This is a genomic window from Butyrivibrio sp. XPD2002 (genome assembly GCF_000423945.1).
Taxonomy (GTDB): Bacteria; Bacillota; Clostridia; order Lachnospirales; family Lachnospiraceae; genus Butyrivibrio.
The window spans coordinates 397814-423995 of the sequence record NZ_AUIY01000001.1 but is presented as its reverse complement, the minus strand read 5'-3'; the positions used below and the strand labels follow the sequence as shown (position 1 = coordinate 423995).

25 protein-coding genes are annotated in these 26182 nt (G+C 41.3%); all 25 read left to right on the top strand.

The window, feature by feature from the left end; genetic code table 11:
• Positions 1–117: 117 nt before the first annotated feature.
• The 25 genes from rpsB (at position 118) to G587_RS0101645 (ending at position 26179) form a co-directional block, all read left to right on the top strand.
• A complete protein-coding gene (gene rpsB, locus G587_RS0101765) occupies positions 118–861 on the top strand; it encodes a 30S ribosomal protein S2 (RefSeq protein ID WP_026490837.1) in 744 nt (247 codons plus the stop codon).
• A 39-nt stretch (positions 862–900) separates the two neighbouring features.
• Complete coding sequence (gene tsf, locus G587_RS0101760; RefSeq protein ID WP_026490836.1) at positions 901–1851, top strand: translation elongation factor Ts; 951 nt, start codon at positions 901–903, stop codon at positions 1849–1851.
• Between the two features lie 113 nt (positions 1852–1964).
• The gene (locus G587_RS20950; protein WP_051200527.1) at positions 1965–2729 is read left to right on the top strand and encodes a septum site-determining protein MinC; all 765 of its coding nucleotides are present in this window, start codon (positions 1965–1967) and stop codon (positions 2727–2729) included.
• A gap of 44 nt (positions 2730–2773) precedes the next feature.
• Positions 2774–3562 carry a septum site-determining protein MinD gene (minD, locus tag G587_RS0101750; protein ID WP_026490835.1) on the top strand — a complete coding sequence of 263 codons (789 nt, stop codon included), beginning with the start codon at positions 2774–2776 and terminating at the stop codon, positions 3560–3562.
• A 15-nt stretch (positions 3563–3577) separates the two neighbouring features.
• Positions 3578–3865, top strand: a complete 288-nt coding sequence (minE, locus tag G587_RS0101745) for a cell division topological specificity factor MinE (RefSeq protein ID WP_026490834.1) — start codon at positions 3578–3580, stop codon at positions 3863–3865.
• Between the two features lie 173 nt (positions 3866–4038).
• Positions 4039–4476, top strand: coding sequence for a MarR family winged helix-turn-helix transcriptional regulator (locus G587_RS0101740; RefSeq protein WP_026490833.1), 438 nt, complete (start codon positions 4039–4041; stop codon positions 4474–4476).
• Positions 4477–4619: 143 nt separating this feature from the next.
• Positions 4620–6557 carry an NADH-quinone oxidoreductase subunit 5 family protein gene (locus G587_RS0101735; protein ID WP_242830013.1) on the top strand — a complete coding sequence of 646 codons (1938 nt, stop codon included), beginning with the start codon at positions 4620–4622 and terminating at the stop codon, positions 6555–6557.
• The gene (locus G587_RS0101730) at positions 6557–7426 is read left to right on the top strand and encodes a respiratory chain complex I subunit 1 family protein (protein WP_026490831.1); all 870 of its coding nucleotides are present in this window, start codon (positions 6557–6559) and stop codon (positions 7424–7426) included. Before G587_RS0101735 ends, G587_RS0101730 begins: the two co-directional genes overlap by 1 nt.
• An 11-nt stretch (positions 7427–7437) precedes the next feature.
• A complete protein-coding gene (locus G587_RS26555) occupies positions 7438–8112 on the top strand; it encodes an NADH-quinone oxidoreductase subunit B family protein (protein ID WP_026490830.1) in 675 nt (224 codons plus the stop codon).
• Positions 8112–8444 (top strand): NADH-quinone oxidoreductase subunit C, encoded by a 333-nt coding sequence (locus tag G587_RS0101720; protein ID WP_026490829.1) that lies wholly within the window; start codon positions 8112–8114, stop codon positions 8442–8444. The genes G587_RS26555 and G587_RS0101720 overlap by 1 nt, the downstream gene beginning before the upstream one ends.
• Before the next feature lie 40 nt (positions 8445–8484).
• Positions 8485–9570: a hydrogenase large subunit gene (locus G587_RS0101715; RefSeq protein ID WP_026490828.1), complete on the top strand. Its 1086-nt coding sequence runs from the start codon at positions 8485–8487 to the stop codon at positions 9568–9570.
• Between the two features lie 26 nt (positions 9571–9596).
• Positions 9597–10145, top strand: coding sequence for a 4Fe-4S dicluster domain-containing protein (locus G587_RS24935; protein ID WP_081673571.1), 549 nt, complete (start codon positions 9597–9599; stop codon positions 10143–10145).
• A gap of 3 nt (positions 10146–10148) precedes the next feature.
• Positions 10149–12527 (top strand): carbamoyltransferase HypF, encoded by a 2379-nt coding sequence (gene hypF, locus G587_RS0101705; protein ID WP_026490827.1) that lies wholly within the window; start codon positions 10149–10151, stop codon positions 12525–12527.
• 3 nt (positions 12528–12530) lie between these two features.
• Positions 12531–12743 (top strand): HypC/HybG/HupF family hydrogenase formation chaperone, encoded by a 213-nt coding sequence (locus tag G587_RS0101700; RefSeq protein WP_026490826.1) that lies wholly within the window; start codon positions 12531–12533, stop codon positions 12741–12743.
• A gap of 8 nt (positions 12744–12751) precedes the next feature.
• Entirely contained in the window at positions 12752–13798 is a 1047-nt protein-coding gene (gene hypD, locus G587_RS0101695) for a hydrogenase formation protein HypD (RefSeq protein ID WP_026490825.1), read from the top strand.
• A gap of 34 nt (positions 13799–13832) precedes the next feature.
• Positions 13833–14828: a hydrogenase expression/formation protein HypE gene (gene hypE / locus G587_RS0101690; RefSeq protein WP_026490824.1), complete on the top strand. Its 996-nt coding sequence runs from the start codon at positions 13833–13835 to the stop codon at positions 14826–14828.
• A 100-nt stretch (positions 14829–14928) separates the two neighbouring features.
• Positions 14929–15771, top strand: a complete 843-nt coding sequence (locus G587_RS0101685) for an adaptor protein MecA (RefSeq protein WP_026490823.1) — start codon at positions 14929–14931, stop codon at positions 15769–15771.
• A gap of 140 nt (positions 15772–15911) precedes the next feature.
• Positions 15912–16631, top strand: a complete 720-nt coding sequence (locus G587_RS0101680) for a pseudouridine synthase (RefSeq protein ID WP_256379295.1) — start codon at positions 15912–15914, stop codon at positions 16629–16631.
• A gap of 56 nt (positions 16632–16687) precedes the next feature.
• Positions 16688–18712 (top strand): NAD-dependent DNA ligase LigA, encoded by a 2025-nt coding sequence (ligA, locus tag G587_RS0101675; protein WP_026490821.1) that lies wholly within the window; start codon positions 16688–16690, stop codon positions 18710–18712.
• 16 nt (positions 18713–18728) lie between these two features.
• Positions 18729–19697 carry a homoserine O-acetyltransferase MetA gene (metA, locus tag G587_RS0101670; RefSeq protein WP_026490820.1) on the top strand — a complete coding sequence of 323 codons (969 nt, stop codon included), beginning with the start codon at positions 18729–18731 and terminating at the stop codon, positions 19695–19697.
• Between the two features lie 116 nt (positions 19698–19813).
• The gene (locus G587_RS0101665; protein WP_026490819.1) at positions 19814–20044 is read left to right on the top strand and encodes a hypothetical protein; all 231 of its coding nucleotides are present in this window, start codon (positions 19814–19816) and stop codon (positions 20042–20044) included.
• A gap of 157 nt (positions 20045–20201) precedes the next feature.
• Positions 20202–21419: an ATP-binding cassette domain-containing protein gene (locus tag G587_RS24930; protein ID WP_081679296.1), complete on the top strand. Its 1218-nt coding sequence runs from the start codon at positions 20202–20204 to the stop codon at positions 21417–21419.
• Between the two features lie 160 nt (positions 21420–21579).
• On the top strand, positions 21580–25002 hold the full coding sequence (locus G587_RS0101655) for an ABC transporter permease (RefSeq protein ID WP_196812486.1): 3423 nt from the start codon (positions 21580–21582) through the stop codon (positions 25000–25002).
• 139 nt (positions 25003–25141) lie between these two features.
• On the top strand, positions 25142–25612 hold the full coding sequence (locus G587_RS0101650) for a hypothetical protein (RefSeq protein ID WP_026490816.1): 471 nt from the start codon (positions 25142–25144) through the stop codon (positions 25610–25612).
• A gap of 81 nt (positions 25613–25693) precedes the next feature.
• Entirely contained in the window at positions 25694–26179 is a 486-nt protein-coding gene (locus G587_RS0101645) for a hypothetical protein (RefSeq protein WP_026490815.1), read from the top strand.
• The last annotated feature ends 3 nt before the right edge of the window (positions 26180–26182 follow it).

Genomic DNA, 26182 nt, shown 5'->3' with positions numbered 1-26182 from the left:
TCCAGATTTCATCCGGTGTCCAGGGTGGATAGGGTGATAGCTTTCCGAAGGAAATAACGCCCCTTCGGGTCAAAAAGCAAAGATGTACGGAAGAATTAACCAAATGGAGGTAATAACATGAGCGTTGTATCTATGAAACAGTTACTTGAGGCAGGTGTACACTTCGGACACCAGACAAGAAGATGGAACCCTAAGATGGCTCCTTACATCTTCACAGAGAGAAATGGTATCCACATCATCGATCTTCAGAAGTCAGTTGTTAAGGTTGACGAGGCTTACAAGGCAGTATTTGAGATCGCATCACAGGGTGGTACAGTTCTTTTTGTTGGTACTAAGAAGCAGGCACAGGACGCAGTTAAGTCTGAGGCTGAGCGTTGCGGTATGTACTATGTAAACGAGAGATGGCTTGGTGGTATGCTTACAAACTTCCGCACAATCCAGAGTAGAATCGAGCGTCTTAAGAAGCTTGAGAAGATGCAGGAAGATGGTACTTTTGATGTTCTTCCCAAGAAGGAAGTTGCACAGCTCAAGAAGGAATACGAGAAGCTTGACAAGGTTCTTGGCGGAATCCGCGATATGAAGAGAATCCCTGACGCTATCTTTGTAGTAGATCCTAAGAAGGAAAGAATCTGCATTCAGGAAGCAGAGGCACTTGGAATTACACTTATCGGTATCGGCGATACAAACTGCGATCCCGACGAGCTTGACTTCATCATTCCTGGTAACGATGATGCTATCCGTGCAGTAAAGCTTCTTGTTGGTAAGATGGCTGACGCTGTTATCGAGGCTAATCAGGGTGCAGAGAACCTTACATCTGATGCTGCAGCTGAGGAAGAGGCAGCTGAGGCTACAGAGGAATAATTCGTATATAAAAATAATTAAATCGGAGGATTAATACACATGGCTATCACAGCAGCAATGGTTAAAGAGTTACGTGAATCTACAGGCGCTGGTATGATGGAGTGCAAGAAGGCACTTACAGAGACCAACGGTGATATGGATGCAGCAGTAGAGTTTCTTAGAAAGAATGGACAGGCTAAGGCTGAGAAGAAGGCTAGCAGAATCGCAGCTGAAGGTCTTACAAGAATCGCTGTTAAGGATGACAAGACAGCAGCAGTTGTTGAGGTTAACTCAGAGACTGACTTCGTTGCTAAGAACGAGCAGTTCCAGGAATTCGTAGAGGCAGTTGCTAAGCAGGCTGTTGAGTCTGATGCTAAGGATATGGATAGCTTCATGGCTGAGAAGTGGAATCTTGATGCTTCTAAGACAGTTTCAGAAGCTCTTGTAGAGATCACAGCAGTTATCTCTGAGAAAATCAGCATTCGTCGTTTCGAGAAGATTGAGGCTACAGACGGTATCGTAGTTCCTTACGTTCACGGTGGTGGAAGAATTTCAGTTCTTGTTGAGGCTACAACAGATGTTGTTAACGATAACATCAAGGACGCTATCAAGAACATCGCAATGCAGATTGCAGCTCTTTATCCTAAGTATGTTGATATGAACGATGTTTCTGAGGAGTTCAGAAACCACGAGAAGGAGATCCTTCTTGCTCAGGCTACAAAGGAGAACGAGGAGCTTCCTGAAGGAAAGAGAAAGCCTCAGCAGATCATCGAAAAGATGCTTGAGGGTCGTCTTCAGAAGGAACTTAAGGAGATCTGCCTTAATCAGCAGGTATTCGTTAAGGCTGAAGATGGTAAGCAGACTGTTGCTCAGTACGTTGCACAGGTTGCTAAGGAGAATGGTGCAAACCTTTCTATCAAGCGTTTTGTTCGTTTCGAGACAGGTGAAGGCATCGAGAAGAGAGAAGAGAACTTTGCAGAAGAGGTTGCTAAGCAGGCAGGTATGCAGTAATCTCGCTTAATTCTTGAGAATAATTATAATGAGATTGCCCTTGCCGTAGTCATTACGGCAGGGGTATTTTATCTTAATACATCGTAAAGTTTTGTTTGGAGGAATAGTAACGAATGGGATTGGTTAATCTTAAGGGAACCGGTACCGGAATTATTCTAGAATTGGATCCGAAGATTTCATTTGACCTCCTTATTGCCGAGGTTGCGGAAAAGTTTCGGGAATCACGCTCATTTCTGGGTAAAGCCTCTATGGGGATGATAATCAGAGGCAGAATTCTTTATGATAAAGAGGAAAATGAGATACTCAAAGCTATTTCTGACAATTGTGATATTAACGTTACCTGTGTGCTGAGAGAGGATCCTGTAACAGACAGGATTTTTGCCAGCTATGTAAAACAGCCTGAAACACCGGTTGAGGAAAAAAAGCAGGTAAGTGATGAAACTGAAGAAGAAATAATAAACGAAGATAATATCCAGGCTGCCAAGGATCAGGCTGCAATTTATACAGGTAATCTGAGATCAGGGCAATCTGTCACATATGATAAAAGTGTTATTGTACTTGGAGATATTAAACCGGGTGCTTCAATCACATCAGATGGAAGTATATTTGTAATGGGATCATTACGAGGAAGCGCTTATGCCGGAGCTACCGGTGATGAGACAGCTTTTGTAATGGCACTTGAATTTAATCCCTTGCAGGTTAGGATAGCAAATACAATAGCCATCTCACCTGATTCTGATGAGGGACCAAGGATAAAGACCAGGAAATTTATTAAAACTCAGAAGGAAAAAAGCACTGAAGTCGCATATATTTTGAATGGTCATATTGTAAAAGATGTTTACGGCGCAGCATTTTTGCGCGATAATCGATTTGTATAGAAAAAAGGCAAGAGTTTTTCTATAAAAAAATTACGGAGGATAGAATGGGAGAAGTAATAGTAGTAACTTCCGGCAAAGGCGGAGTCGGAAAAACAACAACTACGGCTAATATCGGAACAGGCCTTGCTAAGCTTAACAAAAAGGTAGTTTTGATCGACACCGATATAGGCCTTAGAAATCTTGATGTGGTTATGGGACTTGAGAACCGCATCGTATACAATCTTGTAGATGTAGTTGAGGGGAGCTGCAAGGTTAAGCAGGCTATGATAAGAGATAAGCGATTTGATTCACTCTTCCTTTTACCTGCTGCTCAGACTAAGGATAAGACCAGTGTAACTCCTGACCAGATGAAGAAGCTGGCAGATGAACTCAAGCAGGAATTCGACTATGTAATCATGGATTGCCCTGCCGGTATTGAACAGGGATTTAAGAATGCTATTGCCGGTGCTGAGAGAGCTATAGTTGTAACAACTCCTGAGGTTTCTGCAGTTCGTGATGCTGACAGAATTATCGGACTTCTTGAAGCTAATGAGATTGGCAAGACTCAGCTTATAGTTAACAGACTTCGTCCAGATATGGTAAAGCGCGGAGATATGATGAGCGCTGAGGATGTAATCGATATCCTTGCAGTTGAGCTATTAGGTGTAGTACCTGATGATGAGAGCATTGTAATAGCAACTAATAATGGTGAGCCGCTCGCTGGAGACAGCTCACTTGCAGGACAGGCGTACATGAACATTTGCCGCAGAATACTTGGTGAATCAGTTCCTTTCCTCAATCTCGAGGACAAAAAGGGCTTTTTCGCAGCTATCGCAAACGTATTTCGTAGGTGATAAGGGGGAAATGCCATGAAACTGACTGATATTTTTAAGAAAAAGTCCTCTAGTCAGGCAGCCAAGGACCGTCTTAAGCTTGTACTTGTTTCAGACAGACAGAGCTGTAATCCTGAAATAATGGAACGAATCAAAAACGACATACTTGAGGTGCTTTCAAAGTATGTTGAGGTTGATCAGGCAGGTCTTGATATCAAGTTTACACAGATGGATACAGAGGGCGCTGACACGGACAATAAGAGTGTTCCTGCGCTTTACGCGAATATTCCGATTCGCAATATGAAGCATACAATTAAAGAGTAATAATGAAAGGATGCGTGAGCATCCTTTTAATTTGGGATAAAACATTTAAATTTTGATTATATATTTATTAAAATCATTGAAATAATCTTATTTTGTGATATTATACATAATGTAGTATTATTGTGTACAATTTATAAGTTATATTTATTTTTAATATGATCTAGGAGGGAAATATGGGTTGTGATAATTATGATTCATTAAAATTGGAGAATCAGCTGTGCTTTCCGCTTTATGCGTGTTCAAAGGAGATCATAAGGGCGTATAAGCCTTTTCTTGATAAAGTGGATCTCACATACACCCAGTACATCACTATGATGGTTTTATGGGAGAAGAAGGAGATGAACGTAAAGACACTTGGAGAGTATCTTTACCTTGATTCAGGTACGCTTACTCCTGTTCTTAAGAAACTTGAGAGCAAGGGATATTTGAAGCGTACAAGATCTAAGTCTGATGAGAGAAATCTTCTTGTCTCCATAACCAAGGAAGGAGAGGCTCTTAAGGAAAAGGCAAAAGAGATTCCGGCAAAGATTGGAAGCTGTGTAAAACTCTCTGAAAAAGATGCAAAAGAGCTTTACAGATTACTGTATATGGTAATAGATAATGTGCGATAAAATTTTTATAAATAATTTGTTTTTTTTATAACAATTTTTTATGAAAATTAAAACATTTTGTGGTAGTATATGTAAGGCGTCTTTTGTGTATTTTATACAATTAGTTTGCCTAATAAATTTATCCTGAAAGGGGTGGAGATTCCTTGACTATTTCAATTCTTAAAGCAGTGAGTTTCCTTATTCTTTTTCCTTTTGTAATTGCAGTTCTCATGTTCTGCATAAGGAATTCATCACTACTGCGTAATTTCGTTGCAATCGTAGGTGGCTTCAGCGTTATGGCTACTGCTATCATGGTTGGTATCAGAGTCCTTTCTATGAAGGGAACTACTCACAATACTTATCTGACTGCGACTGCTCCCCACGACCATATAATAATGGGAGGAGAGATCCTTCTTATGTGTGTCGTAATTTTCCTGAGTATTAAGTATAAAAAATATTACGCGATACTTTTGTCCATGATAGGAACAATTCCTGTTCTTGTTATGGATCTCTCAGGCTATGCCGTTGAAGGCAATGCTCATTTAAGAGTGGATTTCCTTTCTGCGGTAATGATCCTTATCGTTGGTATAGTTGGTATCCTTATCTGCATTTATGCAGTCGGCTACATGAAGGACTACCACAATCATCACACTGATGTTGAGGACAGATCAAACTATTTCCTGGCACTTCTCTTTGTGTTCATTGGAGCTATGTTTGGTCTTATTGTTTCTGATAATCTCGGCTGGATTTATTTCTTCTGGGAGATTACCAGCGTCTGCTCATTCCTTCTTATAGGGTACACAAGAACAGAAGAGGCAATTAACAACAGCTTCAGAGCTCTTTGGATGAACCTTCTCGGAGGATGCGGATTTGCAGCTGCGCTTCTTTATGGCAATCTTTTCTTCAAGATTTCCAACCTTAGCCAGCTCACAGCAATTGTTCCCAGACAGAACAAGCTTATTATGATTCCTGTTACACTGATTGCTTTTGCAGCTCTTACCAAGAGCGCTCAGTTCCCGTTCTCAAGATGGCTTCTTGGAGCGATGGTTGCGCCTACTCCCAGTAGTGCACTTCTTCACTCAGCAACCATGGTTAAGATCGGTGTGTACATGCTTATAAGATTGTCTCCTATGTTCAAGGGACAGTTCACAGGAATTATGATCACCGTTATCGGAGGATTTACATTCTTCGCAGCATCACTTCTTGCAATCACTGTTAGTGATGGTAAAAAGGTGCTTGCTTATTCAACAATTTCAAACCTTGGTCTTATCACAGCCTGCGCAGGAACAGGTACAACAGAGGGTGTATGGGCAGCAACAATGCTCATTCTTTTCCACGCTGTTTCCAAGTCACTTCTGTTCCAGACAGTCGGTGATATTGAGAACTGCATGCACAGCAGAGATGTTGAGGATATGCATGGTCTTATCATCAAGCTTCCCAAGCTTGCATTTATCATGATCATTGGTATTTGCGGTATGTTCATGGCTCCTTTTGGAATGCTTGTATCAAAGTGGGCAGCACTTAAGTCCTTCGTTGATTCAAATTCAGTATGGCTTGTTCTTTTCCTTGTATTTGGTTCAGGTTCAACACTTTTCTACTGGGCAAAATGGCTTGGAAAGATCTGTACTGTAATCCATCAGTCATATGAGCTTGAGGACATCACTCCCAAGAGTGAGATGATTTCACTTGTACCTCTTACATGCATGATCATTGTAATGTGCTTTGCATTCCCTAAGATGTCAGACATCATGGTACAGCCTATCCTTAACGAGGCATTCCACAAGAACATTCCGAATGTAATTGGTGGTTCCGATGTCATCATCATGATGATCATGGTAGCTATGATATTTGCTATTCCAATCGGAAGCAGAATACTTGCTATCGGTAAGAATAGTAAGATGACAATGTCATACGTAGCCGGTGTTAATGCTGGAGATGACCGTCACTTTATCGATTCATTTGGTAAGGAGAGACCTCTCTACATGTCCAACTGGTACATGACAGATTATTTCGGCGAGGATAAACTTCTTGCACCCAGTATTGTGATCTCTGCGATTATCGTGATCGTAATGCTGATTATTGTATGCGGAGGTGCTTTCTGATGACAGCGATAATTATTAAAGTAGTTCTTTATATTTTACTTGCTCCGATTATCGGAGGCCTGATGGAAGGTATCGACCGTGTTGTTTCTGCTCGTATGCAGAGAAGACAGGGACCGCCGCTTCTTCAGCCGTTTTATGATGTGTACAAGCTTCTTGCAAAGCAGACGACTGTTGTTAACAGTATCCAGGTTCTCTTTGTAATCGCTTACACAATATTTACAATTTTCACAGGTGCGCTTTTCTTTGCCGGTGGCGATATGCTGCTTGTATTCTTCGCTCTGTCTATGTCAGAGGTTATGATGGTACTTGCTGCTTATTCAACCAACGGACCTTACAGTGCACTTGGTGCAAACCGTGAGCTCTTACAGATGATGTGTTATGAGCCTATGATTCTTCTTGTTGCTATCGGCTTCTACGAGGCAAACGGAAGCTTCATGGTTAATGACCTTGTACAGGCAGCTAACCCTGCAATCTGCAAGATTCCCGGTATGCTTATTGGATTTTTATTCATCCTTACAATTAAATTCAGAAAATCTCCTTTTGACATGAGTACATCACATCACGCACACCAGGAGATGGTTAAGGGTCTTACATCTGATATCTCTGGTACAAACCTTGCGTTTTACGAGATAGCAGAGTGGTATGACGAAGTACTTATGATGGGTATCGTAGCAATGTTCTTCATCTACAAGAATCCTATCAGTATCGTTTGGGCTCTTATCGCTTGTGTGATCTTCTATCTTATGGAGACACTGATTGATAATGTATTTCCTCGTGTTAAATACATGGCAATGCTTGTTTCAAGCTGGGTTGTGATCCTTGTAACAGCAGGAACCAATCTTCTTATCTTAAGTGTAATTGGTAAATAAAAGGAGAAACTATGAAAATTTCAAAATCACCCTGGGTATTACATTATGATGGATCCAGTTGCAACGGATGTGATATTGAGGTTCTTGCAACAATGACTCCTCTTTATGATGTAGAGAGATTCGGAATTATAAATACAGGTAACCCCAAGCATGCTGATATCCTTCTTCTTACAGGTGGTATCAACGCACAGACCGCACCGGTTGTCAGACAGCTGTATAATCAGATGCCTGATCCGAAGGTAGTTATTGCCTGCGGTATCTGCTCATGCGATGGTGGTATCTTCAAGGAGTGCTACAACATCCTTGGTGGTTCAGACAAGGTTGTTCCGGTTGATGTATATGTTCCCGGATGTGCTGTAAGACCTGAGGCACTTATTGATGGTGTTGTTAAGGCACTTGCTATTCTTGAGGAAAAGAGAGTAAAGGTTAAGGAATCAATGAAGCAGGGCTACTGCACAGTTGATTACAGTAAGATTGCAGTACGTATGAAGGCTGAGGATTATGATCCTGCAACTCAGTACGATGCAGTACTTACAGAGGAAGCACTTCGTGAGCAGGCTGAGGCTAAGATTGCTCAGACTGCAAAGCCCGCTCCCAAGCCCGCAGCACCTGCTGCAGCAGCTAATCCTGCACCTGCAGCTACAGCGACTGCAGCGCCTAAAAAAGATGAAGGAGGAAACGCCTGATGAATATGGATTTAAAGATTGTTAAGGCGGAAGAAATCATCGACGAGGCTCAGAGACTAAAATTCGATGGCTATCATCTTATGCAGCAGTGCGCTACAAGAACCGCTGAAGGCTACGAACTTGTTTACAGCTTTGGCAAGGCACTTGAGGTTTGCCAGGTTAAGATTATTCTTACTGAAGATCAGCCTATAAACAGTATCAGCCATGTATTCCCTTGTGCTTTTCTTTATGAAAACGAGATGCATGATCTGTTCGGAATAGATATTCAGATGATCAGTCTTGACTATAAGGGTTCATTCTATAGAACAGCTATAGAGACACCGTTTAAGTAATCACTTCCTTGAAATAACAATTGTAGAAAGAGGAGAACATATGTCAACTAGAAGTGTAATTCCTTTTGGACCTCAGCATCCAGTTTTGCCGGAGCCCATTCACCTTGATCTGGTACTTGAGGATGAGAAGGTTGTTCAGGCTATTCCTTCCATTGGATTTATCCATCGTGGTCTGGAGAAGCTTGTAGATAAAAAAGATTTCCATGAAATGGTATATGTAGCAGAGCGTATTTGCGGTATCTGCTCACTTGGACATGGACTTGGATATTGTGATGCTGTTGAGCATATCATGGACCTTGAGGTTCCGGATAGAGCAAAGTACTTAAGAACAATGCTTTCAGAGCTCAGCAGAATGCATTCACACATGCTCTGGCTTGGACTTCTTGCCGATGCATTCGGCTTTGAGTCACTTTACATGGAGTGCTGGAGAATTCGTGAAGAGATTCTTGATATGTTTGAAATTGCAACAGGCGGTCGAGTAATCTTTTCAATCATGAAGATCGGTGGACTCAGACGTGATATTCCCGATGATATGCTTAAGGATTTCCGTCAGAGACTCGACAGCATCAAGGAAGGCCTCGATATCGTAAGTAAGCCTTTCTTTGATGACGTAGCAGTTAAGAACCGTCTTGTAGGTGTTGGTATTCTTACACCTGAGAAGGCAGACCTTCTTGGAACAGCAGGACCTTTCCTTCGTGCAAGTGGTATTGCAAGAGATATCAGATCAACAGGCTACTGTGCTTATGGCGACATCGAGTTCGAACCCATCATCAGCACAGGCTGCGATTCCTATGCTCGTACAGAAGTGCGTATTAAAGAGCTTTATCAGGCAATTGATATCATGCGTCAGTGTATTGATAAGATGCCTGCAGGCCCTGTTGATATACCGGTTAAGCCCAACCAGTTACCTAACGGCGAATACATGGCTAGAATTGAGCAGCCCAGAGGTGAGGCTCTCTACTATGTAAAGGCTAACGGAAGTAAGTTCATAGATCGTATGAGAGTAAGAACTCCTACATTTGCTAATATTCCTGCACTTGTTGATGTTCTTGCAGGTTGTGACCTTGCTGACGTACCGATTCTCGTACTTACTATTGATCCTTGTATCAGTTGTACTGAACGCTAAGTAATCAAGAAAGAAGGTAGGAAGATTTGAGTCTTATAAATTTTAATACACAGGTAATTAAAAACCTTTTCTCAAAGCCTGCGACTCGTAAGTATCCTTTTGAACCTAAGAATTACCCCGAGCGCACACGCGGTCATGTACAAAATGATATGGACGTTTGTGTACTTTGCGGACTTTGCTCAATAAAGTGTCCTACACATGCAATCACTGTAGATAAGAATGCAAAGACCTGGTCAATCAGACCTATGAGCTGCATTCAGTGCAGAAGCTGTGTAGATAACTGTCCTAAGAAGTGTCTTTCAATGGATACACACTACACTGAGCCCGGTTCTGAGAAGATTACAAAGACCTTTAAGCAGTCTGAGAAGGCTATCGCAGCACAAGAAGCTCTTATGAAGGCAGCAAAAGAGCGTGCAGCAGCCGCAGCGGCAGCAAAGGCAGCTGCAGCAGGAAATGCAGCACCCGCAGCCGGAGCAGCACCCGCTGCAAAGCCCGCTAATGCAGCTCCTACAGGTGCACAGCAGGTAGCAGCCGCAGCAGCAAAAGCAGCAGAGCCTGAGAAAAAGGACGAATAATAAATGAATGCACTAATCCGTGTTACGGGGGCTGTACAGGGAATAGGTTACAGACCGTTTGTAGCTGAGCTTGCAACTAAATATGAGCTCAAAGGAGAAGTGAAAAATCTTGGTGGTATTGTAGAGATAATTGCAGATGGAGATGAGGACAGGATAAGCGCGTTTGTTAATGAGCTTAAAACCTCCTCGCCCTCCGGAAGCATAGTTATAAATGTATCTTTGGAATATCTTAAAGGAAACGAACCGGAAGGTCTAAAGGACTATTCCGGTTTTCGTATTGTAGAGAGCAGTGAAAATTTCGATAAATCATATCTGGCTGTATTTCCTCCAGACATAGGCATTTGTGACGAATGCCTATGTGAGATGGATAATGAAAATGACAGAAGATATGGTTATCCACTTATAAGCTGTGCCTCCTGCGGACCGAGATTCAGCATTTTGCGAAGACTTCCCTATGACAGAGAGACGACCACAATGGACGTCTTTTCGATGTGCCCTGAGTGCAGTGAGGAATACAAAAAGGGAAGAAGAAGGCATGCGCAGACCATATCATGTCATAGCTGCGGACCACAGCTGATCGATCTGGATATAGATAGCGCTGCAGATATTATTAAAAACGGTGGAATAGTCGGAATTAAGGGGATAGGCGGATACCAGCTCGCCTGCAATCCCTATAACCATGAAAGTGTACAAAGATTAAGAGAAATAAAGGGAAGAGAGCAAAAGCCCTTTGCTATTATGTTCAGCTCGGTTTCTGAGATCAAAAAGCTTTGCATGGTTTCAAAAATGGAGGAAGAATATCTTACATCTTCAGCAAGACCGATAGTTCTACTTGATAAAATCAGCTGCGATTTTGCTGAGAACGTATGTGGTGATTCAAGACAGATAGGAGCGTTTCTTCCTTCAAGTGGTGTTCATAAGCTCCTTACCGAGAAGACAGGCGCACTTATAGTTACAAGTGGCAATATTTCAGGTGAGCCCATGATCATCTCTGATGAAGTATTCAGGGATAAGTTTGGGGATAAGATTGATGGCATCATCTGGTATGAGAGGGATATTTTAAGACCTCTTGATGATTCTGTTCTTCAGATTATCAGAAATTCCGAAGGAAAAGAAGAACCAAGATTTATCAGAAGGTCCAGAGGATATGTTCCGCTGCCTGTATTCCTTGATAAGGCTTTAGATCAAAAGACTTTATTTGAGGCATTTGGAGCTGACCTGAAAAACACCTTTTCAATTGGATATGGAGACAGGATCATAACAAGTCAGTACCTGGGAGATTTAGAGGACTATGGCGCCCTGAAATTCCAGAAGAGAGAATACGTTGACTTTAATGATATTTTCAGGACAGATAATCTTGATATAGATAGGAAAATAATAATCTCGGATATGCATCCGGGATATCACTCCACAGCACTAGCTATGGAGGCTTATAATAGCGCGGATAAGGGTAATACAAGCTTTGTAAATATTCAGCATCATCATGCTCATATTGGCTCTGTAATGGCTGAATATGGCTTAACAGAATGCATAGGAATATCCTTTGACGGAACAGGCTATGGAACAGACGGAACTATCTGGGGCAGCGAATTTTTGATATGCAGAGGCGGAGAATTTTCAAGAGAAGGCTCCCTTAAGCCTGTAAGACTTGTGGGCCAGGATGAGGGCATGAAAAATGCCAATATTTCAGCAACCTGTCACCTTATCGACTCAGGACTGGAGGTTTCTCTTAAGAACCTTGCAGATTCGGAGCTTACCCTTATAAAAGCAGCACTTGCCAATAACATAAATGCTTTTCCTAATTCAGGAATGGGAAGACTTTTTGATGCAGTAAGCTGCATATTGGGAATCTGTTCATACAATTCCTATGAGGGTGAATGTGCAATTAAGCTTCAGAATTCAGCTGAAGAATACTTAGAGAGTAGATATGCCTTTGACGATTGTAAAGAGCATCTTTACTCTGAATACATTGAAAGGGCATTATCTGAAAATAATGAGCCCGTATTACCTCTAAATATAATTGACGCAAAAGACAAAGATGGTAATGAGCTTAAGCAGATAGATACTTCCGGAATGCTAAAAGCTCTCATGGATTTAAGAGAAATGGAAGACATAGGGAAGCAAGCCTACGCTTTCCACAAGGCTATAGCTGATACAGTAAAAACTATGGCGATAAGCTTAAGAGAAAAGAGCGGACTTAATAGTATATGCTTTTCAGGCGGAGTATTTGCCAACAGGGTGCTTTTATATCTATGTGACAGGCTCTTAAAAAACGAAGGATTTGTGGTATACTATAACCGCATTTTACCTACAAATGACGGCGGAATAAGCGCCGGTCAGATTTATCTTTCAAACATGTTAGTACAAAACGAGAGGAAATAGATTATGTGCGTAGCATTACCCGGACGCGTAACTGAATTAAACGGAACAAAGGCAACGGTGGATTTTTCAGGAAACATCGTTGAAGCTGAAGCAGGCCTTGTTAAGGTTAAGGTCGGCGACAGAGTTCTCGTTCATGCAGGCTGTATCATACAGACCATGAGTGATGCAGAGGCTGATGAGCTTGAGGAATTGTTCATGGAAATCGAGGATCTGTAAGGACATCTATGAGTAAATTAGAAGAGATAAAAGAACAACTTAAAAACTATGATGGTGAGGACTTAAGGTTCATGGAGGTCTGCGGCACTCACACAGCAGCCATTTCCGAAAACGGAATACCTAACCTGCTCTCACCAAAGATTCATCTCATATCAGGCCCCGGATGCCCTGTTTGCGTTACCGTGACGGCTGTAATAGACAAGCTGACGGAGCTTTCACTTACTGAGAATACCACAGTACTCACCTTTGGCGATCTCATAAGAGTGAAGGGCTCAAAGATGAGCCTTGCGGATGCAAGAGCAGCAGGCGGAAGTGTGGAAATGCTTTATTCACCCATGGATGCCGTGAAGATGGCTAAGAATAATCCCGACAGAAACTATGTTTTTGCAGCCATCGGTTTTGAGACCACGACCCCTGTATATGCCATGGTGCTTGAAAATGCCATAGAGGCTGATGTACATAATCTCAAGCTTTTAACATCACTTAAGACCATGCCCGAAGTAATCAGGTGGGTATGTAAAAATACTAATAACGTAGATGGTTTTATTGCTCCGGGACATGTTTCTGTTATTACCGGATCGGATCTTTTCAAGGAACTCTCTGAGGAGACAGGCCTTCCCTTTGCGGTTGCCGGCTTTGAAGGAGCAGGACTTCTTACTGCTATTTATGCTCTTGTTAAAATGAAGGGCCACAGCGGTATTAAGAACCTCTATAAGAGCGCGGTAAGTGAAAAGGGCAATGAGGAAGCTGCAAAGGCAATAGACAAATTCTTTGAGCCCTGTGATGCCTCATGGAGAGGAATGGGAATGATCCCCGGATCAGGAATGAGACTTAAGGCAGAATATGCTGAGTATGATGCCGGAAGCTACGGACTTGATGAGGATCATATGCCACCCGGATGCAGCTGCTCAAGAGTTCTGACAGGAGAGATATCTCCTGATGAGTGTCCTCTTTTCGGGAAAAAGTGTACACCTGAGGATGCACATGGTGCATGCATGGTTTCCACAGAGGGAAGCTGCTATAACTATTATGTTTCAGGACGAAAGAAGAGATAAAGAATATTTATCTTAAGTTAACGGAGAATCAAAAATGAAAGTAACAATGGCACATGGAAGCGGCGGTGCTTCCACTTCTGAGCTAATTGAAAATATATTTGCAAAGCATTTTAAGAACGAGTACCTCGACAGGATGGAGGATTCAGCAGTAGTCCCTGGAAGTGAGAGACTTGCCGTAACAACAGACAGCTTTGTTGTAACTCCCTACTTTTTTCCGGGAGGAGATATCGGAAGACTGTCAGTTTGCGGAACGGTAAATGACCTTCTTATGAGCGGTGCAAAGCCAAAATATATTACCTGCGGATGCATTCTTGAAGAAGGAATGGATCTTGATGACCTTGATAAGATCATTGAATCTATGGCTGCTACTGCAAAGGAAGCCGGTGTTACTGTAGTTACAGGTGACACCAAGGTTGTTGAAAAGAGAGGCGATTTTGGCGGCATCATGATTAATACCTCCGGTGTTGGCTTTATGCCTGAGGGAATTGCGTTGTCACCTGCTGGCTGTAAGGACGGAGATGCTCTTATTGTATCCGGTAATCTCGGTGATCATCATGCTGCAATTTTGTCAGGCAGAATGAATATCAAAAACAACATTCAGTCAGATAATGCTCCTCTTACAGAGATGGTATCGGGACTTATTGAGCAGCATATAGATGTTCATGCCATGCGTGATGTAACAAGAGGCGGCCTTGGAACAGTTCTTCATGAGTTTGCCGGAGCATCAGACTGTGAGATTCATCTTTATCAGGATAAGCTTCCTGTAAGTCCTGAGGTTAGGGATTTTTGCAAGATGCTTGGTCTTGATCCTGTTTACATGGGCAATGAAGGCAAGATGATATGCGTTGTTAACGGAAAAAACGCAGATAAGGCTCTTTCTATAATAAGAGCTTCTAAATATGGTGAGCAGGCAGCTATAATCGGAGAGGTGAAAAAATCCGATAATAATGGTGTGATTCTTCATACTGCAATCGGCGGTGAAAGACTCATCGGTCCCCTCTATGGAGAAGGACTTCCCAGAATATGCTGATATTCTTTGTTAAATGCAATTGACTATGATATAATGCACTATATGTTGTTGTCAGGTTTTAGAACGTTACAAGTTTTTATGTAACGCGGAGTTAGTTTTTATGAAGTTTACAAGAGTTAATAAGGATACAATTAATTGCATAATCACAGAAGATGATATGGACGAGCAGGGACTTAAGCTCGAGGATCTTTTTGATAAAAGTAAGGAAGCCATGGATTTTCTTCATGACGTAATGGAGAAGGCTGTAGAGGAGGTTGATTACAAGCCTCAGGGTGCGTTTACACCAATGCAGATTACGGTTCTTCCTGATCACTCAATATCACTTACACTTTCAGAGAACACAGACGGCGCTTTTGCCGATATGCTTAAAAATCTTACAGAGAAGGCTGGACTCAGATTCCCTAAGAACTTCCTTGAGGAGCTTGGAGATGTTCCCGAGGAAGACAGAATTCCCAAGCTCAGCGAATACTTACAGAGCCTTAAGGACTTCACTAATTCTGTGAAGAACATGGTTGAGAAGGCTAACGCTGATAAGAATGAAGTAGATGGTGATACTATTCCTGTTAAGAAAAAGGAAGATTCCAGACGTACAAGAATCGAGCCTGAAGCTAATAAGAACAGCGCAAGAGAAGAGCTGGAGCAGATCGGATTTAAGACCTTTGTATTTGAGATAAGAGATCTTAGAACAGTTATTGCACTCTGCCAGCAGATTCCCGGCAAGATCAGCATGGGAAGCACTCTGTATAGAAATCCTTCAAGCAATACCTACTACATGGTATTTGACAGGAAGGATGAGAATGCGAAGACCTTTGCGGCAGTATTTTCAATATGCTATGAGTTCGGTAAATTTGTTACAACCAAGGATAACCTGATTTGCCACATGGATGAGAGCTTTGATACTGTTATAAGAGATACTGCTATCGAGACTCTTTGCAGCTTATAATAGTTCGTTTATTTGCGAATTTGTATGGTTTATTAACGGGACGACTTCATCAGAAGGGCGTTCCGTTTTAACATATTTATTCTATATGGTGTAGGCAGCATGGCTTATGCTATGAAAATTCTAATTTTTGAGGATGATTAGTGGCTAATACAGAAGAAATCAGATTAAATAAATACATAGCCATGTGCGGAGTATGCTCCAGACGAGAAGCGGACAAGCTTATAGAGGATGGACGGATCAAGGTAAATGGCATTGTTGCACTTCCTGGGACTAAGGTCACTGAGGGCGACGAGGTTTTATATGATGATAACAGGATAAGCCCGTCATCCAAAAAGGTTGTTCTGGCGTATAATAAGCCGGTTGGCGTTGTTTGTACCGAGAGGGATGAGCACGCCGAGAGAACAATCATCGAGGACCTTAACTACAGTGAAAGGGTTACCTATGCGGGAAGACTCGATAAGGACTCTGAGGGGCTTATGATCCTCACCAATGATGGAGACCTTATTCAGGCCATGATGAAGTCAAGGAACGGACATGAAAAGGAATACATTGTTGAGGTAGACCACCGTTTTACTGACAGCTTTATCAAGGGCATGGAAAAGGGCGTTTACCTGGAGGAACTTCAACAGACTACCAGGCCCTGTAAGCTTACAAGGCTAGATGAGAAATGCTTTAAAATAATTCTCACACAGGGATTAAACAGACAGATAAGGCGAATGTGCGAAGCCTTTGGATATAAAGTGGTTAAGCTTAAAAGAGTTCGTATTCTAAACATCGAGCTTAAGGGCTTAAATCACTCCGAATACAGGGAGCTTAAAGGGGACGAACTAAGAGAGCTCTATAAAGAGGCCGGTCTATAATACGGATACAGACTTTAATGTCGTAATAATATATAAAGCTTTCAGGGGAGAAATAAATGGCAACGAACGAAATAATATCTAAATACAACGATCTTGCGGAGAAAATCCGCTATCACATGGATCGCTACTATAATCAGGATGCGCCTGAGATATCTGACTATGAATATGATCAGATGATGCAGGAATTAAAGAAGATGGAAGCTGAGCATCCTGAGCTCATAACCAAGGATTCTCCCAGTCAGATTATTGGCGGAACTGCCAAGAGAGAAGCAGGCGTTAAGGTAACTCACAACGTGCCGATGCTCTCAATAGAGGATGTCTTTGACAAGGCAGATGTAACCGCGTGGGTTAACAAGGTCCATGAAAAACATCCCGATGCAGAATTTTCTGTTGAGTATAAGATTGACGGACTTAGTATGACACTTCGCTATGAAGAGAACCCTGAGAAGACAGGCTATATGAAGCTTGCGCTTGCAGAGACAAGAGGCGATGGCAGAATCGGCGAGGACGTCACAATAAATGCGCTTGTAATTCCCGATGTAAAAAGAGAAATAAAATACAATGCCAGATACTTAGAGCTTCGCGGCGAGGTTTACATGTCCCATGAGGACTTCGACAGATTTAATGAACAGCAGGAAAAGCTTGGTAAAAAGCTTGCTGCCAATCCCAGAAACCTTGCGGCGGGAACACTTCGTCAGCTTGATAGCAGCGTAACAAAGGAACGCGGACTTCGAATGTTTGTATTTAATGTTCAGGACGGCCCTGAAGAGCTGATGCAGAGCCACTGCGAAGCATTGGATGTCCTTGAGGGGCTTGGAATTCCTGTTGTTAAGCACAGCAGATGCAAAACGGCGGCGGAGGTCATTGATGCTATAGATAAAATTGGCGATGACAGATTTGATCTGACCTTTGATCTTGATGGAGCTGTTGTTAAGGTTGACCATACAACATGGAGAGATGATTTTCCTGCAGGAAGTAAGTATTCAAGCGGACATATTGCGTATAAGTATCCACCGGAAGAAAAGGTTGTAGTCATGGACGAAATTCTGGTTGATGTCGGAAGAACCGGAAAGCTCACCTTTACAGGAAGCTTCCATGACAAAGAAACCGGAAAGCCTGCAAGACTTTGTGGAACCTCTGTATCAAGAGCAACACTTCATAACCAGGATTATATAAGGGATATGAAGATTGGAATAGGCGGTGCCTATAAGCTCTTTAAATCTGGAGAGATAATCCCTAAGCTTAACGGCTGCGTTGAGGAGCCGGAGCAAGTATATGAAGCACCCGAGAACTGCCCTGTGTGCGGACATAAGCTTGTAAGAGAGGAGGATACGGCTGATATCAGATGTGTCAATCCTACATGCCCTGCACAGGTTACAAGAACCATAGCATATTTTACATCAAGAGATGCCATGAATATAATGGGACTTGGTGATACTCTTATCGAGGCCCTCACGAAGGATGGTTATCTTAAGAACTATGCGGATATCTATGATCTTAAGAACTATCGTGATGAGATGGTTCAGAAGGGAATTATCGGTAAGGAGAAAAATACCGATAAGCTGCTTGGAGAAATTGAAAAATCGAAGGATAATGATCCTGTTATGCTTCTTACAGGTCTTGCAATAAGAAACGTTGGTAAGGCTACGGCAAGAGAAATCATGAAACATATATCTGATCTTACAGAGTTGTTTAATGTTACTGTAGATGGCTTTTTATCAATGCCTGATATAGGTGAGACAACAGCCAATGACCTCTATGATTTCTTCCATAGTGAAGAGAACAGACAGCTCATTCTTCGCATGAAGGATGCCGGTGTTAACATGGCTGTGAAGGAAGCTGAAGGTGCATCTGATAAACTTGCCGGAATGACAATTGTTGTAACAGGAACGCTTCCTACTCTCGGAAGAAAGGAAGCAGAAGAGCTTATAGCCTTAAATGGTGGCAAGGCTTCCGGAAGTGTTTCAAAGAAAACGACAATGGTGCTTGCAGGCGAAGCAGCCGGAAGTAAGCTAACAAAGGCTCAGGATCTGGGTATTAGGGTAATAAACGAATCAGAATTTCTTGAAATGATAAAGTGACGCGGAGGAATGGAAAATGCCTATCAAAATTATGAATGATCTCCCGGTAAGAGAGATACTTGAAAAAGAAAATATATTTGTGGTAGATGAAACCCGTGCGATGCATCAGGATATTCGATCTCTTAATATCTGTATTCTTAATTTGATGCCACTTAAAGAGGATACTGAGCTTCAGTTGCTTAGATCACTTTCAAATACACCATTGCAGATAGATGTATCATTTATGCGTGTTAGTTCGCATAAAGCATTAAATACATCACCCAATCATCTGAACAGATTCTATCATACATTTGATGAGCTCAAAGGTAATACCTACGATGGAATGATCATTACTGGTGCACCTGTGGAGCAGATGGAATTTGAAGAAGTTGACTATTGGGAGGAATTATGTAAGATTTTCAAGTGGTCAGAGACTAATGTTACTTCTACATTCCATATATGTTGGGGAGCACAGGCTGGACTTTACTATCATTATGGAATAAAAAAGAGAATGCTCTCTGAAAAATTGTTTGGCCTCTTTGAGCATAAAGTTGAAAATCGCAAGGTTCCGCTTGTCAGAGGCTTTGATGATGTCTTTTGGATGCCCCATTCCAGACATACAGAATCCATTGCTTCTGAAATTCATGCTTGTAAGGACCTGGTAATTCTTGCAGAATCGCCTGTGGCCGGAGTGTTTTTATGTATGTCCAGAGATGGTAAAAATATATTTGTAATGGGCCATGCAGAGTACGACAGATTAACGCTTCATAATGAATATATTCGTGACCTTAGTAAGGATTTACCTATTCATATACCGGAGAACTATTATCCGGAGGATGATCCTGATAATACCCCGAATTTGATATGGCGTTCGCATTGTAATAATCTCTATTCCAATTGGCTTGATTATTACGTATATCAGGCTACACCTTACAAGTGGGGACAAATTCTTGATGAAGAGAGAAAGAATAAAGCTCTTTCAGAATTAACAACTGAATCAATTTGATAGTGCAATTTTATTATTAAAAACTAACTTTGAAATAATAGAAAATTGAGAATCATGGATATAATGATTATAATATCATCTCAAAACAGTTGATTCTTTGAAAGGGGAATATCTTTATGGAAGAGATTTATAACATAATAACATCCATACCGGATGCATATTTTGAATTTATAGATAGCGTCATGGCATATGTAAAAAGAAAACCAGAGAGAATCAAAACTGTCGCTGAGTTTTTAAGAAATAATGAGAACCTGATGTCATCAGATGTACTTCGTTTTATAATAAATCAACCTGATTTTTTTGAAGATGATGTTTTAAATACATCAAGAAAATTTCAACAGGCATAATAAGAAATTTTTTTTTGGAGCTGCCAAGATATGGCAGCTCCTTTTAATGCCCAAAATAATTAAAAAATAATTAACAAAATTGTGATTGCAACACTACGGAAAACAGTTTTGCTATAATTGATAATAGGTAATTATTTCGTGTTTTCGAGGAGATTATATGGCACCTAAGGTTGATTATGTTCATCTATTATGGAACTTAATGCAGACGCTTGAGAATCAGCAGCTGGAAAATGCTCTGTCTGATGCATTTGAGGATCTGATCAACCTTCTTGAAGTAAGAACCGGCATCATGTGGCTTAAAAATAATGAGAGCAAGAGGATTTATAGTGTCATATCCGTTGGGGATGAAAATGTCAGCGGCTTTAATATAGAATTTGGACAGGGAATAATTGGTGAAGCCTGCGAAAGTTTTTCGCCGATTGAGGTTAAGGATGTAGCTTCGGATAAAAGATTTCCCAGCGGAAAGGATGAAGTCACAGGTCTCAATATAAAAAATGTGCTCTTCATGCCGATGATATTTGGAAATCAGGTTGTGGGCTGTGTTGAGGTTATAAACAGAGTTGAGAAGGATGACTTCCTGAATAATGATCTGTCGCTCTTGCATGCTTTCGCAGGACTTTCTGCGATGGTTATCGATGAGAGGGGATTTAAGACTGCATCTGAGACAAAGAAAAAGACCGTAATGTCCCTTCGTGGAGTGAAAAAGGATTATAAGGCAGGTCAGGAGACTATCAACATTTTAAAGGGCGTTGATCTTGATATTTATGAGAAGGAGCTTTTAGTAATCCTTGGCGAAAGTGGCTGCGGTAAGTCAACGCTTCTTAACATAATAGGCGGGATGGACTCGCCTACAGAGGGCGATATAAAAATTGATGGCAGGGACTTTTCCCATCCAACGGAAAAAGAGCTAATAAAGTTCAGGAGAGATGATATAGGCTTCATTTTTCAGGCCTATAATCTGATGCCGAACTTAACTGCCTTGGAAAACATAATGTTCATTGCAGAGATATGCAACAATCCCAGGGATTCGAAGGAAGCTCTGGACATGGTGGGCTTATCTGACAGGGCAAATAACTACCCCTCAATGATGAGCGGAGGCCAGCAGCAGCGCGTATCAATTGCAAGAGCTATAGTCAAAAATCCGAGAATAATACTAGCTGACGAACCAACTGCTGCTCTTGATTTTACGACAGGACAGGAGGTTTTGCAGCTGATAGAAAGCATTATTAAGGATGGCCTTACAACAGTAGTTATGGTCACTCATAACGTTGAAATAGCAAAGATGGCTAACCGCGTTGTTCATATGAAAAACGGTAAAATAGCCAGCATAAGGCTAAATTCATGGCCGATGCATGCGGCTGATTTGGTTTGGTAGGAAAAAGCTACACTAAGGGGATGCGGGGAGTATGAAAGAATCCTGGCGGAAGGATGCACTGCGAAATATCAAAAAAAGAATTATTTCGTGGCTTTCAATTGTCACAATAGTCGTAATAAGTGCCGGGATCATTCTGGGCATTTTTTTCCCTGTTCATACATTGAAAAAGTTAAGTGACTCCTACTTTAAAGAGCACCATTTTAAGGATGCGGATATTGCCTCGAGCATCGGAATAAAAGCTGCGGACGTTAATGCCATAAAAGATAATGTGATGGTAAAGGATGCAGAGGGGCTTTTGAATCTTCCTGCTACAGCAAAACATAACGGAAAAAGCTGTAGCCTGAAAGTGATATCTGCTACAGAGAGGATAAGCGTTCCGTATACAAAAGAGGGGACACTTCCGCAAAAGAAAAACGAGTGCGCAGTAAGCACAGAAATTATTGATGATCTTCAGCTATCCATTGGCGATACCATTTCTATCGAAATGACCGGCGCCAGATTCGAGGATGCACTTTTCCGGAAAAAATTTGTAGTTACAGGTATTGCAGAACATCCTGATTATTTTGGAGCTAATCGGGATGGCTTTTGTATTGTGCCTTATTCTGCCTTTAATACAGAAGACCTCTCCTTTGATTACACAAATATACTTGTGGATGCAGACATAAATGATGACTTCAATACCATGGATAAATCATACCTGAACAGAGCTGAGCTTGTAAAAAGTGAGCTGGATAGGGATGCGGATATACTCGCCAAAGCAAGGAAGAAGGATTTTGAGAAGGACCTTGATAAGGAGTATGAGAAGGCAGTAAAAAAGGCAGAGGATGAGCTAGCTGAGGGCAAGGAGAAAATTGAAGATGCTCAGAAGGAGTTTGACGAAAAAATAGGCGATGCAGAAAAAGAGCTTGAGGATGGTGAGAAGGAATTTGCTGATGCAAAGAAGAAGGCAGAGGATGAGCTTGCTGACGGAGAGCGGAAAATTAGAGAGGGCGAAGAGGAATACAATACAAAGATTGCTGATGGAGCACAGCAGCTTGCTGATGCAAAAAAGCAGCTTGAGGATGAACTTAATGATGCAAAATATAAGCTCTTCTCGGGATTCTTAGAGCTTGATAATGCAGAAAAAACATTAAACGAAAAGGAGAAGGAATATGCTGATGGCGTGCAGCAGCTTGAGGCAGGAAGAGAGGAACTAAATAAGGGCTGGGATGAATACGACAGCGGACTGCAATCCTTAGAGGTATATTTAAACGATACGAATATTGATTCAGCCATAAGTCTTTTGCAGTATACAAAGGAAGAATACCCTGAAGCTGAAATTGATGACTATGTTATTGATCAGTTACGTGTTATCAAGGGCTTTAACACAATCGATAAATTTGGGGTACTGGTTGATATCATGAAGCAGGTCCCTGAAGATACGAAAAAGCAGCTCCTTGACGAGATGGGAATGTCAGAGGATGATGGAGACCTTGAAACGCAGTATGAACAGCTTAGAGGTGCAAAGGATCAGCTTAATGAATCGGAGGATAAGATAAGAGCCGGTGCACAGGAGCTGGCCGAGGGCAGAACGCTTCTTGATCAGGGATGGTTTTCTCTTGAACAGGGCAAAAAAGAGCTGGCCGATGGACAGGCAAAGCTTGATAAGGAGGAGCCTGAAGCAAGAAAGCTCCTTGCTGATAAAGAGGCTGAGTTTGAGGAAAAGAAAAAGGAAGGCGCTGAAGAGATAGCCAATGCCAAGAAGACCTTTAAGGAAGAAAAGGAAAAGGCCTTAAAGAAGCTATCCGATGCCGAGCAGGAGCTGGCTGATGGGCGGGCTGAGTTTGAAGAGGAGAAGAAAAAGGGTGAAGAGGAACTAAAAAAGGCCTGGGATGAATATGAAGATGGAAAACAGGAAGCCTATGATAAGCTTGCTGATGCTAAGGCGGAAATAGAAGACGCCAAGAAAAATGACGGCGAATGGCTTGTTCAGATGAGAGAAGCCAATCGTAATTTCATAGAGCTTAAATCAAACGTAGATGTACTTACAAAATTTACATTTGTGTTTATGCCAATCTTTGGAGGAATTACAGTTATTGTATGCTTTTTTACAATAGCTATAATTGTTGAGGAGCAAAAGAAGCAGATTGGCGTAGTAAAGGCCTTCGGTGCATATAAAAATGAAATACGTAAAAAGTATATTCTTTTTGGAGTATCCGCAGCTTTGTTCGGAGTTCTTATAGGAGTTGTTGGAGGTCTTGGACTTGAGGCGCTTATCCTGAACACCATGAAGGAGATGTTCGTATTTGAAGAATTCGTCCACGCGTCTAATCCGATCCCGATAGTAATCGCCTTCGTCATTGCGGTGGCTCTTACAACCTTCGTTGTCACATGGTCCTGTGAAAAATATATTTCATGCTCTGCAACAGGTCTTTTAAGTGGTAATGAGCCTCAGAACAAGGCCAGAACAAAGGCGTCTAAGAAGGAAGCCGGAAGTATATATATCAAGATGATAATAAGTAATTTCTATACGGATATGGGCCGTGTTGTCATATCTGTAGTTATCGTTCTCGCCTGCTGCATGCTTATAGGACTTGGTATAACCTTGAAAAATGCCTTTGATGACTCTCTTAATAAGCAGATAGATGAGCTATGGCATTATGATTTAAAAATCGCATTAAGCAGTGATATAACCGATGATGAGAGAAGAGATGTACTTAAGAAAATAGAAAGCTATGATTATTATCCGTTATTTTTATTGGGATCTGTTTTGCAGACAGATGATAAACAGGCATTAACTTTAGTTTATCTTATTGATGATGAGGATGAAATTAAGAAATACCTTGAGATAAGGTCGTCGGATGGAAAAGAAATAGCAATACCAAAGGAAGGCATTCTTGTTACTGAGGAAATGAGGGAAAAGGATGGCCTTTCGCCTGGAATGAAGCTTAGCATGGTGACGGATGATCTTAGAATTGCAGAGATTACGGTAGAGGGTAACTATCTTCAGTATTTTGGTAAGAGTGCGCTTATGTCCAGAGCGTATTTTGAAAAGCTGTTTGATGAAGAAACTGAGGATAACTGCTACCTGATCAAAGCAGGTGAAGACACAGATGCTCTTTACAATACGCTGGAAAATACCCACGGAGTAACCTCTGTAGAAAAAGCAGAGAGCATAAAAGAGGATAATAAGACGATGATAGACCTCTTTGACATCGTGGTTTATCTTGTACTGGTATTTTCATTTATCCTGTCCTTCATGATACTTCTTAATCTCAGTAATATTCTTGTACTAAGAAGGATGAGAGAACTCCTTACCATGAGGGTAAATGGTTTTTCAAACGGACAGGTCATAGGCTATCTTGCCAGAGAGGTGATAGTTACAACCTTTATAGGAATCATATTGGGTATAGGAGTGGGAATACCGATTTCCATGCTGAGTGTTAAGATGATGGAGACTAATGGCTTTATGTACGTGCTCAAGGTTTATCCTGTGGCCTGGATTGTGGCGGCCATAAGCTGCTTTGTTTTTGCAGCAGTGATAAATTCTATAGCCTTTAGGAAGGTAGGAAAGGTTCCATTAACTGATATCACGAAATACTGATAAACATTTCGTAATTTAAATAAAAGTTTTATGAAAAATAGCTATTAACTGCCGCAAAATGGAATAAATAAGCTAAAATATAATATATCGAAGATAGAGGAATGAGCAGATTTAAAAATCTGCAGAAAAGGGGTATGCAATGGGCTTAGAACTTGATGAGGAGAACGCGGTAAAGACCACTACTAAAACCAGAACAAAAAGAACAAAGGAACTGCTTGAAGAAAATGCCAAGCGTATGGAAGAGCTTAAAGAGGAGCATGAGAACAAGAAAAATGAGATCGATGCTCTCGATAAGGAAGCTGACAGCCTTGGTAACAAGGATGCGATCAATTTAAAAATAACTCATGAGAAATTCGGAGCAGGAACTATAGTTAAGCAGGACGGAAAATATATTGAAGTCGAGTTTGCTAATGTTGTAAAGAAGTTCGTGCTTCCGGGTGCAATTGCTGACGGATATCTTAAGATCGATGATGAGAATCTTCTTGATTACTACAAGAAGGCCAATGATATCCATAACAGATCTCTTAAGGCACACCTTGCGCTGAGATCTAATGAATTTGCAATGGAACGTCTTCAGGACGATATTGATAAGCTTAATGAAAAAAGCTAAATAGGCATAATCTTTATGCTTAGAAGAGGCTGCCTTTTGGCAGCCTTTTTAATACAATGTAGGCAAAATCCGGAGCACAAAATGACAGAAGAGACTAAAGCAAAAATCAGAAGATATAACAGTAATATAGCTGTAAGCGGACGCGGAGTGTTTGCATTTGGCGTGTGGACTGCTATAAAGACTATTATTTCTGTTATGTTCAATATAACTGACATAAGGAATCAGCTTAGAGATATTCCGCAAGAGGAAATAGATAATACTATCAAGCTGATTTATATCACTATGTTCGTTATATGCCTGCTTGTTTTGCTTATTCACGGTTATGTGGGTATTAGTGCAGTTCGTTATGGCAGAGGTAGAAGAAAAAGTAAGAAATTCAGGATAGGGGCTGTAATATTGGTTTTTATCACTATAAGCTTTATCATATCGGATATTGCATCAGCCTCAAAGGCTGGATATGTACAGGTTGCTGAGTTTGTAGCTGACTGTACCTTACTATTTATGCTGATAGATATGTTGTATTCAATGTCAATGGCACGGTTAACGGTTAAGAGAGAACAGGGATAGAAA